Raw genomic sequence first — 16,146 nt, forward strand, 5'->3', positions numbered from 1 at the left:
CCTGCCGGCGTTGTCAGGGCGTGGTCGATTCGACGAACGCCGGCTCGAAGTCCAGCAGGTCGGTGCCGCGCATGCCCAAGCCCCGGGCCACCGCGCGCCAGCCCGCCACGGCCTGGGCCACCTCGTTCCAGATCGCTCCCGCTTGCGCTGGATCCAGCCTGAAATACGGCGCCGCGGCCATCAGCATGTCCCGACTATCGATGACGCCCGCATCCTCGGTCAGCCAGGTCTTGCTCTCCCGACGGTCGCCCGGCATCGGGTTCAGGTCGAAGGCCGGCGACAGGCGCCAGCCGCGCTGGCGCGCGTCGTACAGGAAGCCGGTGTTGCGCAGGTGGTCGTCGGTGTTGCAGATCAGGAAATTGAAGACCAGCCGGCGCCACAGCTCATGGATGTCGGCAATCGGATCGGCGCCGGTCTGGAGCAGCACATCCACCAGTTCGGTGTAGGCATGCGTCGCGTCTCGGCCATCGGACTGGAGCATCGTCGCGGCCGACACGTAGGGGATGCGAGCGCCGTCGTCGGTGCGGTCGAAACGCCGGATGACGGCGACCGCCGTGCCGCCGATCACTTCCACGCGCACCGGCGCCACGCGGATGCCGGCCTCGTCCGCCAGTTGCATGGCCAGCACTTCGCCCCGGATCACGTCGCGCCGATCCGCCTGGCTGGGAAATTTGCCGACCGCCAGGCGTCCATCGGTATCGCGCACCGTGGACTTGGGCCTGGCACCACCCAGCGAGGTGCCTTGCCCCAGCAGGTAGCGCAGGTCCTGCACGCTTTCCGTTCCGTCTTCCAGGGCGCGGGCCGCGTGGAGCACCTTGTCCAGTTCCACCAGGGGCGGTACACGCCGATTCGCTCCTCCGGCGCGCAGGTAGGCGCCAGATTGCGGATCGAACAGGCGCAGCGCGCCGATGCGCGCCTCGTCATCCACCCACATCACGAAGTCCACCGGGTCCAGGGCGGGCGTGTCGCGGTCTTCCTGCCGCAGCTTCGCATGGGCGCGCCGGATCACGCGCTCGCCCCAGGCGTCGGGCGCGGTGTCCTCCAGCGCGAGGAAGAACACCTGCCGGGGGTGCTGCACGCCGGCCACCGGCCGGAGATCGGGCGACAGCGTGAAGAAACGGGCATCCCGCAGCCAGCCTTCGTCGTAGCTGAACGCGCTGCGCCGGCCGCTGCCCAGATGTAGGCGCCCCACGACCAGGCCGCTCGCCCCCAGGTGGACTTCGAGGTCCGGACGTCGTGTGGGCCGAGGCGCTGCCATCAGAATCCCTTCAGGTCATCGGCCGGCGCGGGCACATCGCCTTTGTCGACGACGGGGGCTGCCTGCCGCTTCCTGCCGGCAGAGGTGCGTACCCGCTGCGGCAGTTGCTCCCGCACCAGTTCCATGCCGAGCGCGTCGTTCTCCAGGGTCATCGCCTGGGTCAGTTCATCGAGCCGGCCCAGCACGTGCAGCGCGCGCAGGAAGGTGTGCAGCGCGGTGCCGGGATAGCCATCTTCCATGCGCCTGACGGTGCTCAGGGACGTGCCGATGCGTTGAGCAAGGTCTTCCTGGCTCAGGCGGCGCATGCGCCGCGCCGCCGAGATGTCCTGCCCTAGGCGGCGCAATGCGCGCGCGACAGGCTGCGGCATCGCCACCTGCGCGCCAGAACGCTTTTGCTCGGAAGAAGACATCTTTTACGGCCTCAAATATGAGCTTATTTACCAAATAATCGTTCATATTTGAACGCAAAAATGGAGGGCGGTCAATCCAGCCCATGCCTGCCCCTTGCAGTTCCGGTGACCGCGCTGTTCCATTGCGAGCGGTCCTGTTCGGGGGAGGTAACAACGGGCTGCCAGCACCATTTGAAATCCGACGGGTGATCTCGCCTCTTCACCGCTCGATTGCGTTGCAGGAGCCACCAAACGGCTCTTTCGCACGCGTGCGAGAAACGGGGGGCATGCTTTGTCGATCTGGAGGCAGACCGCTGGAGTCTTGCCCGAAACCTCGTCGCACCCCGTCTAAGCGGCATCACTACACCTGATTCCGCCCGAACCGCGTCTGCTGACAGACCGTCGCTGTCTTGCATGCCGGTGACGACCAGGCTCTAACGCGAGAAGACCGAATCCGTCTTTCGCCTTGATGGCGTCTGTAGCAAAACCTCGTTATCGAGCCATCCTGCCATGAGCAGTCAACCCCTTGAAGCATACCGCCACGCAGAGGCTCGGTGCTGGTGGACAAGTGCCATATCGACAGGCGGCTGCTCTGGTGAACATCCGTCATCCCGGCCTTTCCCACAAGCCAAGCCGCCACCGTCTCGCGCCGTGAAGGTGCGTGCCGGCAGCGATTCCAATCAACGAGGGAAACAGATGTCCTGAATCCGGTTACCAGGGAGCAGCCATGCGAAAGCCACCTTCATCCGGCCCCCAAGCCAAGGTCTTTTACCGTCCGATCGAGGCGGCCATCCAGTGGACGGGGCTGTCACGCTTCGAGCGCCGCATCCTCGATCTCGCCAGGGGGATGAACCGGCTGCCGATGTCGGTGATCTGGTCGGCGATACGGAACTGGATCGACCAGGGGCTGGTGTAGCCATGACCACGGCCGGCGCACCACGGCGCGAAGGCCCGGTTGCGCTGTCGGCGGTGTTCGACGAGGCGCTGCGGCACCTTGATCCGAAGGAACCGGCGCAGGGCACGGCGCCAAGCCAGGACGGGTTTCTCTACAGCGGCAACCGCCATGAGAGCGTGCCGCGCCGACTGTTCCTCGACCGGCGCCTGACCCCGCTGGAGCGCAACGCCTGGCAGGTGTTCCGCCTGCAGCTCAACGACGACGGCGTGACCGCCTTTCCCACCTACGACCAATTGCGCCCCTACCTGGCCTCGATGCCCTGCGGGGCGCAGGCATCGCACGAGACCGTGGCGCGCGCCCTGACGCTGCTGCGGCTGACGCGCTGGCTGAGCCTGGTGCGACGACGGCGCGACCCGAAGACCGGCCGCATCCAAGGCAACCTCTATGTGCTGCACGACGAACCGCTGTCGCCCTTCGAGGCGATGCAGCTCGATGCCGACTACCTCGGCCTGGTCAGCCAGGCGCTGACCCATGCCGCCAAGGCGGTGCAGATCGTGGGCATGAACACGCTCAAGGAGATTGCCGAAGACCCGCTGCTCAGCGGCCGCACGCTGCCGACCCGCCTGCAGGTGCTGGCGCAGCGCATGGCGCTGCATGGCCGGACGACGCCAGGTTATCCACAGGAGGGTGCGGACCACGAATCCGAAGAAGGCCAGGAAGCCCATCTTCGGAATGCTGCGCGCCCGTCTTCGGAATCCGAAGCAGGGCCGAAACCCGCGCCGGACGGCTCTCTTCGGATTCCGAAGGAGGACCGTACAGTACGTAGTGATCGTATAAATGAAGTACGTACAGTACCGCGCGCGAGGGCCTTGCAGAACCTGCGGCTACCCGAGCGTTTCCTGCGCCTGAAGGACGAGCAGCAGGCCGGTGCGCTGGTGGCACTGCAGCAGGTGGACGAGGCCCAGTGGCAGGCCGTACTCGACGAGTGGGCGGCACGCTGCCGAAACGGCGCGGTGCGCAACCCGGCCGGCTATCTCTTCGGCATCATCCAGAAGGCGATCCGCGGGGAGTTCAAGGCGTGGGCGGGCGACGGTGCCACAGTAGCGCCAGCAGTTCGTCCACCGCCATCCGCACCGGCACCGGCATCCCCCGAGGTGGTGCGTGCCCACCTGGCACGGCTGCGGGCGGCGCTGCGCGACCCCTGACCGAGCGGGCTATCCCCAGGGGATGGCTGGGACAGGGAGCCTTCCGGGAGGCTCATTGGCATAAAATGCCAACACTGCTATTCTGACGCTGTTTCATCGTGGAGGCCAAGACCATGCCCACCCGCAATGTGGTGCTCAGTGAGCATCAACACGCTTTTGTCGAGGCCCTGGTTCAGTCCGGGCGTTACCAGAACGCGAGCGAAGTGCTGCGCGAAGGCCTGCGCCTGATCGAGCGGCGCGAGCAACTCGAAGAAACCAAGCTCAAGGCGCTGCAGAAAGCCGCCAAGACGGGCTGGGCCGATGTGGCCGCCGGCCGCTATACGGATGTGGACGATGACAAGCTCGAAGACTTCATCGGGCAGCTGGGGCAACAAGCCGCCGGTCGGGTGCAGACAGCTCGCTGATGGCGCGATATCGACTATCCGCTGCGGCACAGACGGACCTCATCGACATCCTGGCCTGGACGCACGAACACTTCGGCGACGTAGCACGCAAGCGCTACGAGGCGTTGATCGTGGCCGCGTTGCGCGATGTTTCCGCCCAACCTGACCGGCCCGGTAGTATCGAACGACCGGAGCTTGGCGACGGCGTGCGCTCCTGGCATCTGCACTTGAGCCGGGAGCGTGGCCGCACCGATAGCGGCATCGTACGTCGGCCGCGGCATTTCCTGATCTACCGCACGGAGACCGACGTGACCGTCGTCGGTCGTGTGCTTCACGACGCGATGGAGCTGGCACGACACCTCGACCCCGAGGCGTCCTGGGAATAACCGGCACCTCCTGCGGCACACCTATCCCCAGGGGATAGCCGGCACACACAGCCTTCCGTGCGGAACAAACCGGGCGCGCATGGGCTGCGGTTTGTTGACTGACGGCCTTCCTGCCGATGCCGATGCTGGCGACTCGCCCCTTCACCGCGAGTCGCTCCCATGGCCAACGAACGCACAGAACCCCTGCAACTGAATCTCGGATCGCTGCGCAGCGCGATGTCGCTGACGCTGCACACTCATCACGCTTCGCGCATCTGGCACGGCCGCGCACCGGCGGAGGGACGCGCCGGCATCATCGGCCTCAACGGCTTCATCAGCGCGATGAACAAGATGAAGCGCGGTTCCGAGCAGGATGATCCGTACTCCGATTTCTGGATGCTGCGTATCGAAGACAAGCTGGAGCAGACCAAGAGTACGCTGCAGGCGCTGCGCGAGCAGGTGGACCAGGCGCTGGCCGATGTACCCCCGGCGCTGTCGCTGGGCGAGAACATGAACGTGCAGCCAGTGAAGCTGCCGCTGTTCGTGAACGCCCAACTCGGCTTCATGGCGGTGTACCTGCTGGCCGACTACGACGACCTGGCACGCAAACTCATCCTGGCGCACCACACGGCGCTGATCGACCGCAGCACCTTGGAGCGCTGGCTCAATGATGGCGCGCACGCGTTGCGCAGCCTTTTCTCGCTGGCCCAGCAGTACCGCTACTCGGGCACGACGCGCGACGACTTCGCGGCGAAGAACGCCGCGGCGAGAGCGGCATTGGAGAAGTTCGGCGAACTGCCGCAGGACGTGCTGGAAGGCACGCGCCGCTCGCGCTTCGCGCCACCGATCGCGCGGCGGACAACCAAGCCCGGAATGCCGCCTGTTGCGCCTGCCATCGAGCCCGATGCGCCGGTTCCCACGGACGGCGCAGCCGATGGTGCGGCGGGCGACAAGGGGGCTGGCGCATGACCGCATCGCCCCCCATCAGCCACTCCACGCGCTTCGTGGCGCTGGAACAGGCGGACTTCCAGCGGCTGGAACACGCAGGCTACCTAAAAGGCCTTTTACAGCCTTTTAAGGGTAAGGGGAGTCTGGAGACCTGGGCCAGCCAGTGCGCAGCGCTGCGCGACGACGTGATTGGCCTGGCGCAGCGGCGCGTGCTGCCCCAGGCGCGCGCCTACCCCTTCAGCCTGCTCGACGTGCAACTGGCCCAGCAGGCCACTGGCGCAGGGACGACCTTCCTGCGCTGGCGCAATCTGGACCGTTCCTCCATGGGCGTGTCGTTGTGGGAGGCCCTGCTGGCCAACCCCGCGACGCCGGCGTCGCTGATCGACGAACTGTACGCGATGGAACTGCAGCGCATCGTGCTGAACATGCAGATCAGCCTGACCCACAGCATCGCTCGCCAAGCCCTGGAATGCGCCAGCAAGGCCGCCCAGGCGGAAGCGGCTTACCTGCGGCGTGTCCACGGGCATACCGCGGCCGTTCCACCCACCACCAAGGAGTCACCATGAGCACGCACTTCGTCGGCGAGGGCAACATCGGTTCTGCGCCGGACTATCGCGAATTTCCGAACGGCAACGACGAGCCGCGCCGGCTGCTTCGCCTGAACGTCTACTTCGACAACCCGATCCCGAAGAAGGACGGCGAGTACGAAGATCGCGGCGGCTACTGGGCACCGGTCGAGCTGTGGCATCGCGACGCCGAGCACTGGAAGACGCTGTACCAGAAAGGCATGCGGGTGCTGGTCGAGGGCCGCACCGTGCGCGACGAATGGGAGGACGCCGACGAGAACGAGCGCGTCACGTTCAAGGTCGAGGCGCGTGGGCATCCTGCCGTACCGCATCGAGTCGGTGGCGCTCAGCGCCAGGCCCGCCGCCGGACAGTAATTCGCCCATCGCCGTTCCCCCGAGGGCGGCTGTAGCAACCGTCATGCGCCCGCGATGCACCAGCGAGCCATCCCCAGGGGGGGCTCCAAGGTCGTCCACGGAGTTCCAGCCGCCCCTCCCGAAACGACGTCCTTGCTGCGCCAGATCCTGCGGTCTATGCGCACCGCTGCGGCAACGGACTGCCTGCCGATCACAAAGCGGCGCCTGCTTCAATCGGCTTCCTTGCTGCCGGCATCTCCTGGCCCTGCCAAGCTGACGCCCATCCGATGAACCGCATATTTCCGAGGAGGCTTCATGCGCGTATTCCTGTGCGAGAAGCCGTCCCAGGGCAAGGACATTGCCCGTGTGCTGGGCGCTGGCCAACGCGGCAACGGCTGCTACAGCGGTGCCGCGGTCGTCGTGACCTGGTGCATCGGTCATCTGGTCGAGGCGGTTCCGCCCGAAGGGTACGGCGAACAATACAAGCGCTGGGCCATCGAGCAACTGCCCATTCTTCCCGAGCGCTGGCGTGTCGAGCCCAAGGCGGCGACCGCGGCGCAATTCAAGGTCGTGCGGCAACTCGTCGCCAAGGCAAGCGAACTGGTGATCGCGACTGACGCCAACCGCGAGGGCGAGATGATCGCCCGCGAGATCATCGACCTGTGCGGCTACCACGGGCCGATTCAGCGCCTGTGGCTGTCGGCGCTCAACGATGCGTCGATCCGCAAGGCGCTGGGCGCGCTCAAACCGTCCGCCGAGACGCTGCCACTGTATTTCTCCGCACTCGCCCGATCGCGCGCCGACTGGCTGATCGGCATGAACCTGAGCCGGCTGTTCACCCTGCTCGGGCGCCAGGGAGGCAACTGACGATCCATGTGCCCCCCCGATCTGCGCTCGGGCAGCACCCGCGCCTGGTGGGATGTGCCGCCCGAGAGTGTCTATGCCTTCGCCTTCTACGTCTGGCAGCAGGTCCAGCGCTGGCCGACGGATGGCGAACAGGATTACCCGCGCAACCTCCACGCGCTGTCGGCCTATTTCACACCGGCCTGCCAGGCCTTCCTGCGCCAGGACTACGAGCACCGGCGCAGCAGCGGCGAACTGCGCCAGCGGGTGCGCGGCATCTACGAGATTCCGGGGCGCGGCTTCGGCGACAACCCCACGATGCGGGTAAAGACGGTTTCCAGTCGCGACTGGATCGTCACGCTCGATGTCAGCGCGGACGAGTACTACGGCGCCGAGCAGGTCAAGCGGGCCCTGGTGCGCTATCCACTGAAAGTAGTGCGGCTGGACGTCGATCCCCCGCGCAACCCCTTCGGCCTTGCGCTGGACTGCTATGACGGCGCGCCGCAGCGGATCGAGGCACCGTCGCAGGCAGTGCCTCCGTCCGGCACGCCCGGCGGCGGCCTTTCGCAGGGAGGCAACCCTTGAAACACCACGTCTTCACCATCGTGGCGAGCCTGGCCCTTGGCTTCGGCCTGGTACCGGACAGCCATGCCATCGAGATCCTGCGCTGGCAGCGGCTGCCGCTGGCCGTCCCGCTGGTCGTCGGCCAGGAGCGCGTGGTCTTCATCGACCGCAACGTGCGTGTCGGCCTGCCCCCGAGCCTGGGCGAGCGGCTGCGCGTGCAGAGCGCGGGTGGAGCCATCTACCTGCGCGCCAGCGAGACCATCGCGCCGACGCGGCTGCAACTACAGGACGTGGAATCCGGTGCCATCGTGCTGGTCGACATCGCCGCCACGGACGCCCGGGAAGGCGAGCAGCCGCTGGAGCCTGTACGCATCGTCCTGCAGGACGCCGCCGCGGAGGCCAGCAAAGACACCGCCGCCGGTCCGAGCCAAGCAGCGCAACCCGCCAAGCATCGGCAGACGCCGGTAGCCGTTGTCCTGACGCGCTACGCTGCGCAGAACCTTTACGCACCGCTGCGCACCGTCGAGCCCGTGGCCGGCATCGGGCGCGTGCCGCTGCGGCGCCCGCTCGCGCTGGACACACTGCTGCCAACGCTGCCGCTCAAGGCGCGGGCGCTGGCAGCCTGGCGACTCGAAGACCAGTGGGTCACCGCGGTGCGCCTGACCAACACCTCGCCTCACCGTATCGATCTCGATCCAAGGGCGCTGCAAGGCGACTTCGTGGCCGCGACCTTCCAGCATCCCGACCTGGGGCCAGCGGGCGCTTCGACCGACACCACGATGGTCTATCTGGTCACGCGCGACCGCGGCCTGGCCGAGTCCCTGATGCCGGTGCTCAGCCCCATCGATGCCGGCACGAACTTGCCGCCGGCCGCCGCTGCGGGGAGGACGTCCGATGAGGAGTAATCCCCTGTTGAAGTGGCTGCTGATTCCGATGGCATTGTTGCTGGTGTTCGTCGGTGCCAGGCTGTTCTCGGGCAGCGACGCCGCACCTGGCAAGCCGGATGTCCCCGGGCAGCTCACTCCGGAGGAAATGAAGGCGCTCGGCATCGCGGGCGACACCCCGCGCGACACCGTCGCCACCCTGGTCGCGCAGGTCAAGCAACTCCGTACCGAATTGCAGACCGCGCTGAGCGACAACCGCCAGCACAAGGCCGAGAACGAGCGCCTGCGTACCCGCGAGGGTGCGATCGACCAGCGCATCCAAAACGCTCTCGACAGCGAACGCCGTCGCCTGGAACAGGAGCGCACCCAGGCCGCCAGCGACCGGCAGCAGACGCAAGGGCTGATGCAGGAACTGCAGCGCCGCCTGGACGAGCTGTCCGGCAAGGGCGATGTCGCCGACCTGCCGATCGGCCTTGGACTGGACGGGCACGACGGCGGGCCGCTCAAGGATGGCGGCATGCGCTGGATCGAACCGGATGACGCCCGGCCCGATCCGAAGGGCGGTTCGAGCAGCCCGCGCTTGCCCGCCTTTCCCTCCAGCTTCGGCCCGGCCTCGCCGGAGCTGTCGGCCGCGGCGGAAGCCGTCAGCGACAGGACGGCGCAGGCCGTTGCCGACACCACCCGGGCGGTCTATACGGTGCCCGCCAATGCCACACTCATGGGCTCGGTCGCCATGACCGCGCTGATCGGGCGCATTCCCATCGACGGCACCGTCAACGACCCGTTTCCCTTCAAGGTGCTGATCGGGGCCGACAACCTGGCGGCCAACGGCATCGAGATTCCCGACGTGGCCGGTGCGGTGGTCAGCGGCACGGCCTCGGGCGACTGGACGCTCTCGTGCGTGCGTGGGCAGGTCCGCTCCATCACCTTCGTGTTCAGCGACGGCACCATCCGCACGGTGCCGGAGGAAGACGGCAAGCGCAGTCGAAGCCAGGACAGCACCAGTCTGCTGGACGGCCTGAGCTGGATCAGCGATCCCTACGGCATCCCGTGCGTCTCGGGCGAGCGCCGCAGCAACGCCCAGCAGTACCTGGGATCGCAGGCGTTGATCACCGCTGCCGGCGCGGGCGCCGCTTCGCTCATCAAGTCTGACAACGGCAGCCACGCCGGCTTCATCCTCTACATGGCCATCCTGACGCAAGGGCCGGCGCGGCTTTGGGCCTTGGTCACTGTGGTGGCCCCGGAGCTTTGTCCGCCCTGCGCAAGGCCATGACAACTGATGGAACGGCAGCAGTTCGGGGAGCCGCGGCTAAAGCAATCGGCCAACTCCTTTCTCGCGCTCAAGCGGCAGATCTGATCGGTTAAAATCACAGGGCCTGCTGCTGCGGGCCTTCGCTATACAGCCTATTCGCCGGTTCATCCCCGCATCCACGGGGAACACTCCCATATCCCGTGCGCACCGGAAGAACTGACCTTCCGCTCCAGCCTTCCCCTTCCGTACCCGTCCTGACGAATGACCAGCGTATCGCTCTCCAGCGGTTGAAGGCCGCCTTTTACCTCGTGGGCAGGCTAAACGACTACCGCAAACGAGATTGTTTATCAGTAACGGAAAGTTTCGATCCTAAATCACCCGGCGCGCGCAGTCGTCCCCCCGCCACGCCTGCGGGCTAAAGGGGGCACTTTTTCTTCACCCCTGCGCAGCCCTCCAGGCGGCCCAGGCTGGGCGCTGGCTGCACGTTTCGGCGGTGGGGAATACCTGCGAATCCCTGCACCGGAGCCCCTTTTCCTGGGCGCGGCAGAGGGCTGTCCCAGACCGTGTTTTCGGTTGAGGCCTCGGGAAAAGGTAATTTTGGTAATTCGGGGTTCGAACACCCCTGGAAGCCACGTCGTTACTGGCTTTAGGCGATTACCTTGAAAGGTAATTTGAGGTAATTGGAAAGGTAATTTTTCTGTAAGTGATTGATTTACAAGGGTTTGATAAAACCGAAAACTTACCTTGGGGAAAGGTAATTCGATTACCCTAAAATTACCCTATTATTACCTTTAAGAAATCGTTGCAATCCATTGAAAAAAAGGGAAAAACGGTATTTCAAAAATGAAATTACCAAAATTACCCAATTTCGATGGGTCAACATAAAACGAAGATCATGCCTTCGGCCGCTGGGTTGTAAGCCTGGTCCACTCTGCCGCGCTCACACACCGGCGCACGCTGGCACAGACTCACAGAAACGGCCCCCAGCTGTTCGCAAAGGTCTCGCTGGGCCGCTGAGAAGCCCGTGGAATCTGGAGCGGGCGAAGGGAATCGAACCCTCGTCATGAGCTTGGGAAGCTCAGGTAATGCCATTATACGACGCCCGCTTGGGGGTGCCTTTTTACCAGAAGGCGCGGGCGGAGTGAAGCCTTGGTGCTGCACTTCGGGGCATTCGCCGATTCGGCTGTGCCGGGGGATGCCAAATGCCAGCATCGGCGGTATCTTCCGCTCCCATCGATTTCCCGCTGGGTTCAAGGCGAGGCAGGTTCATGGGCAATACCCTGGTGCGCGCGGCCGTGCTCGGTCTTTCGGTGCTGTGTTCGACGGCGGCGTTCGCGCGGGTCGAGGTTGCGCCGGTGCAGAACAAGTCGCTGGGGCTCACCCTGGCGGTGCGCGTCACCGAGGACATCGCGCCGGGGGACTACGAGCGCCTGCTGCAGGGGCTGAAGCGCAACCCCGGCAAGTTCGCCCGCAGGATCGCCCTGCTCGATTCCATCGGCGGCAGCCTGGGCGAGGCCATCAAGATGGGCCGGCTGCTGCGCGAGGCCGGGTTCGACACCTGGGTGCCGCGCAACAGCGTGTGCCAGGGCACCTGCGTCTACCTGCTGGCCGCCGGGCATGCGCGCCGGGTGCGCGGCTATGTCGGCCTGCACCGTCCCTACTTCCCCGGCGGCGATTCCTGGCTGGCCGACGGCGCCAGCCGCTACAGCCCGGCCGCCTATCTGCGCGAGATGGATGTGCCCGTCGCCCTGCTGGACGACATGGCGGCCATCGAGCCGGGGCGCATGCGCGTGCTTTCCGCGCAGGACCTCGCGCGTTACCGGCTCGATTGAGCCACCTGGCACGACGGTACGCCTTGTAACAGCCCGCGCCGGGATTCCGTCGCCGCGCCCGCCTGCCCTCCTCCCGCCCCTTGGCGCCAGGCTAGAGCCGCCGGGGGCCGGCCGCCGGTAAATGGCCGGGGGCCATTATCGGGAATGGTTCTTGCTGTCGATCCGTGCGGAAGACCCAACTTACGCACGGATAGAAGAAAATCGGAGCAACCTGCATGTTCAAGACCTTCGGCAAGACCCTGCTCGCCGTGACTCTGGCGGGCGCTGTGGCTGGTATGGCGCAGGCGGACAACAAAGTGCTGCACGTTTACAACTGGTCCGACTACATCGCCCCTGACACGGTCGACAAGTTCACCAAGGCCACCGGCATCAAGGTCGTCTACGACGTCTACGACAGCAACGAAGTGCTGGAAGCCAAGCTGCTGGCCGGCAAGTCCGGCTACGACGTGGTGGTGCCGTCGAACAACTTCCTCGCCAAGCAGATCAAGGCCGGCGTCTACATGCCGCTGGACAGGTCCAAGCTGCCGAACTGGAAGAACCTCAACCCGGACCTGATGAAGACCCTCGAGATCAGCGACCCGGGCAACAAGTTCGCCATCCCCTACATGTGGGGCACCATCGGCCTGGGCTACAACCCGGACAAGGTCAAGGCCGTGCTCGGCGACAACGCCCCGGTGGATTCCTGGGACCTGGTGTTCAAGCCCGAGAACATCCAGAAGCTCAAGCAGTGCGGCGTGAGCTTCCTCGACTCGCCCACCGAGATGCTGCCGGCGGCCCTCCACTACCTGGGCTACAAGCCCGACAGCAATGATCCGAAGGAGATCAAGGCGGCCACCGCGCTGTACCAGAAGATCCGCCCGTACATCACCTACTTCCATTCCTCCAAGTACATCTCGGACCTGGCCAACGGCAACATCTGCGTCGCCGTCGGCTACTCGGGCGACGTCTACCAGGCCAAGGCCCGCGCCGCGGAAGCGAAGAACAACGTCCACGTGCTCTACAACATTCCGAAGGAAGGCGCCGGTGCCTTCTTCGACACCGTGGCCATTCCGAAGGACGCCGAGAACCCCGAAGGCGCGCTGCAGTGGGTCAACTTCCTGCTCGAGCCGCAGGTGATCGCCGAGATCAGCAACGTCACCTCCTTCCCCAACGGCAACGCTGCCGCCACCGCGCTGGTGAACGAGGAAATCCGCAACGACCCGGGCATCTATCCGAAGGAAGAGGTGATGAAGAAGCTGTACGCCTTCCCGGACCTGCCGGCCAACACCCAGCGCCTGATGACCCGCAGCTGGACCACCATCAAGACCGGCAAGTAAGCCGCACCCGGGAGATAACGCACCAGGATGGTGCAATGGCAAGAAAAACGCCCCCTTTTCGCCCAGCGAGAGGGGGCGTCTCGCTTTCCGCTTCCCGCCCGGCGGCGCTGCCTTCCGTCGTCCGCGGGCTCGAATTCCAAGCGCACTCCAGGCATGATGGCACTGAGACATCACTGCATTTTCCCGCGCAACGGAAGCCATCGGTCGGGCCGGGCAAGCGCACCGCCATGGACCGAGGCGCCAGCGCGCCGGGCCGGCGCGTGCCTGCGCCCGCCCCCGCCGCACCGTCCCGGGGCGCACCCAGGAGCCCAGGCATGACCGCCTACCCCGACACCAACCCGCCACCGCTGCCCGAGCGCCCCGCCGAGGACTACCTGGCCGAGCGCGTCGCCACGCTGTTCTCCACCAGCCCATCCACCGCGGTGGGCAACGTGTTCTCCGGCACCATGGTGTTCGGCGTCTACCATGCCAGCGCGCCCCTGCTCGGGCGCTGCCTGTGGCTCGCTGTGCTGGTGCTGCTGATGAGCGTGCGCCTGGGCCTGGTGTACGCCTGGCGGCGCAACCCGCAGCGCCTGGCGCCGCAGACCTGGGCGCGCCTGACCATGCTGCAGTGCGGCGCCGTGGGGCTGGCCTGGGGCATCGGCGCCATCTGGCTGATGAGCTACGGCACGCCCTACGAGGACGTGATCTACGGCTGCATCGCCCTGGCCTCGGTAATGGTGGCCATGAGCAACGTGTCCTACTGGCCGGCGCACCTGGCCTTCCACGTGCCCATGTTCTTCTTCCTGGGCATCGCCTATTTCCGCGACCCCGAACCCCAGGCGACCTTCCTGGCGGTCTCCGCCTGGGTGGTCTGCCCGTTCATCGCGGAAATGGGCCGGCGCCTGCAGATCCGCTTCAACGAGGCGCTCAAGCTGGCCTGGGAACACCAGGTGCTGGCGCACAAGTACGCGCTGGCCAACCAGGAGTTGGCGGTGCTCAGCCGCACCGACGACCTCACCCGCATCGCCAACAAGCGCCACCTGGACGAGACGCTCAAGCGCGAATGGCACCGCTGTGCACGGCACGCCGAGCCGCTTAGCGTGCTGATGCTGGATATCGACCACTTCAAGCTCTACAACGATGGCTACGGCCACCTCGCCGGCGACGTCGGCATCCGCCGCGTGGCCGAGGCCATCCGCGACAACGTGCGCGAGCACTGCGACTTCGTCGCGCGCTTCGGCGGCGAGGAGTTCACCGTGGTCATGCCCGGCGCCGACCTGGCCAGCGCCTGCGCCATCGGCGAGCGCATCCGCGCCGCCGTCGAGGCCCTGCAACTGCCCCACGCCTGGGCCGCCTGCGGCCACCTGACGGTGAGCATCGGCGTGGCCTCCACCGCCCAGGGCCCGGTGGCCAGCCAGGAAGCCCTGGTGGGCAACGCCGACGTGGCCCTGTACGCCGCCAAGCACGGCGGGCGCAACCGGGTGGAAGCCTTCAGCGGCGACCCGGCCAAGGCGCCGCTGCCGCCCGGCAAGGTCGAACTGCCCGGCTGACGGGCCGGGCGCCAGCGCCCCCGCAGGAAAGCTTCAGACGCGGCACCCGCTCAAGGGCACGGCCGGCGCGTGCCCGGCGATCTTCCGTGAAAATGTTCAGTATAATTTTCACGAAAAGGCCTGGTCCGTAAAAAATAATGGACCGATATTTATCGAATTAAATAAAAAACCCTTTAAATACAGCTACTTGAAAACGAAATCGCCATGAATTTCGGCCATTATTTTTAACGATCGAAAGCGAAATTGTTTGACATATTTTACGGCTCTGGCAGGCTGGTGGGCAGGCTTCGACCGTTTGCGGGCGCTTCCAGCCCCGCTACGGCAGTGCTCGGAGCCCCAGGTAGCGCCCTCCCGGCCGCGCCTGCACATAAACGACAGGCCGAGCCTGTCCCAAGGTGACATATGTCCAACAGCAACATTGGCAATAACAATCAGAAACTCCGCAAGCCCGTCGTCCTGATGTCCATGGGCGCCCAGGAACGCAAGGGCCACGACTATCAGGTGATGACCCACAAGTACATCACCCCGATCAGCGACATCGCCGGTTGCGTGCCGGTCCTGGTGCCGACCTGCTGCGGCATCGACGATCTCGAGCAGTACCTCGACATGGCCGACGGCGTCTACCTCACCGGCGCCGGCAGCAACATCGACCCGGCCCTCTACGGCCAGGAAAACGAAACCCCCGGCAAGGCCCAGGACAAGCAGCGCGACCTCTTCGACCTGCCCCTGATCAAGGCCGCCATCGCCCGTGGCCTGCCGATCTTCGGCATCTGCCGCGGCATGCAGGAAATCAACGTGGCGCTGGGCGGCGACATTTACCAGAAGGTCTACGCCGAGCCCGGCTTCAACGACCACCGGGAAAACCCCGAAGACCCGGTCGAGGTGCAGTACGCCCCGGCGCACAGCGTGCGCGTGGCGCAGAACACCTGGCTGCACAAACTGCTGCAGACCGACTCGATCCAGGTCAACTCGCTGCACGGCCAGGGCCTGAAGAACCTCGGCAAGGGCCTGGAGCCCATCGCCCACGCCGAAGACGGCCTGGTCGAGGCGGTCCACGCGCCGAGCCTGTCGCCCTTCCTCTTCGCGGTGCAGTGGCACCCGGAATGGCAGGCGCTGAAGAACCCCGATTCGGTGAAGATCTTCCAGGCCTTCGGCGACGCGTGCCGCCAGCAGGTCAAGAAGAAACAGGCCCGCTACGGCAACGCTGCCTGAGCGGGCGCCGAAAGGCGCTGATGAAAAAGCCGCTCCTCCTCATGGGGGAGCGGCTTTTTCGTTTGTGCGGCGTTCGGGCCACTGCAGAGGCTGGCAGTTGCCTGCGCGTCCGCGATAGCCGGTGATATCGGCGTGATTCGCGGATAAGCGAGCATGGCTTTTCGTAGGATGGTGTTGAGCGAAGCGATACCCATCACCACCACCGCATGGGTTTCGCCAAGGCTCAACCCATCCGTTGAGGCGCGCTTCGGCGCAGCCGCCAAGACAGTTGCGCCTACGTTGCAGGCGAGCGCGGCTTTTCGTAGGAGCAAGGGGGACGCCTGGTCCTTGCTCGCGAATGGAAGCTGC

At 65.8% G+C, this 16,146-nt stretch carries 15 protein-coding genes, 1 tRNA gene and 4 pseudogenes; 16 read left to right on the forward strand and 4 right to left on the reverse strand.

Translation table 11 applies throughout. The features are described 5' to 3' along the window. Window positions 1-13 precede the first annotated feature (13 nt). Together RN02_RS15010 and RN02_RS15015 are read right to left on the reverse strand one after the other, a co-directional pair. On the reverse strand, window positions 14-1,258 hold the full coding sequence (locus RN02_RS15010) for a type II toxin-antitoxin system HipA family toxin (RefSeq protein ID WP_043315147.1): 1,245 nt from the start codon (window positions 1,256-1,258) through the stop codon (window positions 14-16). Further along, window positions 1,258-1,668: a helix-turn-helix domain-containing protein gene (locus tag RN02_RS15015; RefSeq protein WP_009618242.1), complete on the reverse strand. Its 411-nt coding sequence runs from the start codon at window positions 1,666-1,668 to the stop codon at window positions 1,258-1,260. Before RN02_RS15015 ends, RN02_RS15010 begins: the two co-directional genes overlap by 1 nt. 808 nt (window positions 1,669-2,476) lie before the next feature. Here RN02_RS15015 and RN02_RS33970 point away from each other — a divergent pair. The 12 genes and pseudogenes from RN02_RS33970 to RN02_RS34710 all read left to right on the forward strand — a co-directional run. Then, window positions 2,477-2,563: pseudogene (locus RN02_RS33970) on the forward strand (coproporphyrinogen III oxidase); the annotation flags it as partial. A 2-nt stretch (window positions 2,564-2,565) separates the two neighbouring features. Next, window positions 2,566-3,747: an STY4528 family pathogenicity island replication protein gene (locus tag RN02_RS15025; RefSeq protein WP_043315148.1), complete on the forward strand. Its 1,182-nt coding sequence runs from the start codon at window positions 2,566-2,568 to the stop codon at window positions 3,745-3,747. Between the two features lie 113 nt (window positions 3,748-3,860). Next, on the forward strand, window positions 3,861-4,151 hold the full coding sequence (locus RN02_RS15030; RefSeq protein WP_009618238.1) for a type II toxin-antitoxin system ParD family antitoxin: 291 nt from the start codon (window positions 3,861-3,863) through the stop codon (window positions 4,149-4,151). Continuing rightward, on the forward strand, window positions 4,151-4,516 hold the full coding sequence (locus tag RN02_RS15035) for a type II toxin-antitoxin system RelE/ParE family toxin (protein ID WP_043315149.1): 366 nt from the start codon (window positions 4,151-4,153) through the stop codon (window positions 4,514-4,516). The genes RN02_RS15030 and RN02_RS15035 overlap by 1 nt, the downstream gene beginning before the upstream one ends. A gap of 159 nt (window positions 4,517-4,675) precedes the next feature. Further along, window positions 4,676-5,464, forward strand: a complete 789-nt coding sequence (locus tag RN02_RS15040) for a PFL_4669 family integrating conjugative element protein (RefSeq protein ID WP_043272437.1) — start codon at window positions 4,676-4,678, stop codon at window positions 5,462-5,464. Continuing rightward, window positions 5,461-6,009, forward strand: a complete 549-nt coding sequence (locus tag RN02_RS15045; protein WP_009618235.1) for a DUF3158 family protein — start codon at window positions 5,461-5,463, stop codon at window positions 6,007-6,009. The genes RN02_RS15040 and RN02_RS15045 overlap by 4 nt, the downstream gene beginning before the upstream one ends. Continuing rightward, window positions 6,006-6,419 (forward strand): single-stranded DNA-binding protein, encoded by a 414-nt coding sequence (locus tag RN02_RS15050; RefSeq protein WP_193395110.1) that lies wholly within the window; start codon window positions 6,006-6,008, stop codon window positions 6,417-6,419. The genes RN02_RS15045 and RN02_RS15050 overlap by 4 nt, the downstream gene beginning before the upstream one ends. Before the next feature lie 259 nt (window positions 6,420-6,678). After that, window positions 6,679-7,224, forward strand: a pseudogene (locus RN02_RS15055) (toprim domain-containing protein); the annotation flags it as partial. Further along, window positions 7,221-7,791 (forward strand): annotated as a pseudogene (locus RN02_RS15060) (PFL_4703 family integrating conjugative element protein); the annotation flags it as partial. The pseudogenes RN02_RS15055 and RN02_RS15060, both read left to right, overlap by 4 nt. Next, on the forward strand, window positions 7,788-8,675 hold the full coding sequence (locus tag RN02_RS15065; protein WP_043315152.1) for a TIGR03749 family integrating conjugative element protein: 888 nt from the start codon (window positions 7,788-7,790) through the stop codon (window positions 8,673-8,675). The pseudogene RN02_RS15060 and the gene RN02_RS15065, both read left to right, overlap by 4 nt. Then, a pseudogene (locus tag RN02_RS15070) lies at window positions 8,665-9,822 on the forward strand (TIGR03752 family integrating conjugative element protein); the annotation flags it as partial. The gene RN02_RS15065 and the pseudogene RN02_RS15070, both read left to right, overlap by 11 nt. A gap of 47 nt (window positions 9,823-9,869) precedes the next feature. Continuing rightward, on the forward strand, window positions 9,870-10,019 hold the full coding sequence (locus tag RN02_RS34710) for a hypothetical protein (RefSeq protein ID WP_082033814.1): 150 nt from the start codon (window positions 9,870-9,872) through the stop codon (window positions 10,017-10,019). Window positions 10,020-10,938: 919 nt separating this feature from the next. Here the strand turns inward: RN02_RS34710 and RN02_RS15075 are convergent. Next, window positions 10,939-11,012: transfer RNA gene (locus RN02_RS15075), tRNA-Gly, on the reverse strand. A 162-nt stretch (window positions 11,013-11,174) separates the two neighbouring features. On the opposite strand from RN02_RS15075, the gene RN02_RS15080 reads away from it, so the two are divergent. The 4 genes from RN02_RS15080 (at window position 11,175) to RN02_RS15095 (ending at window position 15,798) form a co-directional block, all read left to right on the forward strand. Then, a complete protein-coding gene (locus tag RN02_RS15080) occupies window positions 11,175-11,738 on the forward strand; it encodes a hypothetical protein (protein ID WP_051879125.1) in 564 nt (187 codons plus the stop codon). A gap of 215 nt (window positions 11,739-11,953) precedes the next feature. Continuing rightward, window positions 11,954-13,054 carry a polyamine ABC transporter substrate-binding protein gene (locus RN02_RS15085; protein WP_009618079.1) on the forward strand — a complete coding sequence of 367 codons (1,101 nt, stop codon included), beginning with the start codon at window positions 11,954-11,956 and terminating at the stop codon, window positions 13,052-13,054. Between the two features lie 314 nt (window positions 13,055-13,368). Beyond that, window positions 13,369-14,586, forward strand: a complete 1,218-nt coding sequence (locus RN02_RS15090) for a GGDEF domain-containing protein (protein ID WP_043315153.1) — start codon at window positions 13,369-13,371, stop codon at window positions 14,584-14,586. Between the two features lie 402 nt (window positions 14,587-14,988). Beyond that, a complete protein-coding gene (locus RN02_RS15095; RefSeq protein WP_043315155.1) occupies window positions 14,989-15,798 on the forward strand; it encodes a gamma-glutamyl-gamma-aminobutyrate hydrolase family protein in 810 nt (269 codons plus the stop codon). Here RN02_RS15095 and RN02_RS33750 read toward each other — a convergent pair. Continuing rightward, the gene (locus tag RN02_RS33750; protein ID WP_161796248.1) at window positions 15,780-16,109 is read right to left on the reverse strand and encodes a hypothetical protein; all 330 of its coding nucleotides are present in this window, start codon (window positions 16,107-16,109) and stop codon (window positions 15,780-15,782) included. The two genes, RN02_RS15095 and RN02_RS33750, sit on opposite strands and share 19 nt — an antisense overlap. Between the last annotated feature and the right edge of the window lie 37 nt (window positions 16,110-16,146).

It is taken from the genome of Pseudomonas sp. PI1, from assembly GCF_000812405.1.
Classification (GTDB): Bacteria; Pseudomonadota; Gammaproteobacteria; order Pseudomonadales; family Pseudomonadaceae; genus Pseudomonas; species Pseudomonas citronellolis.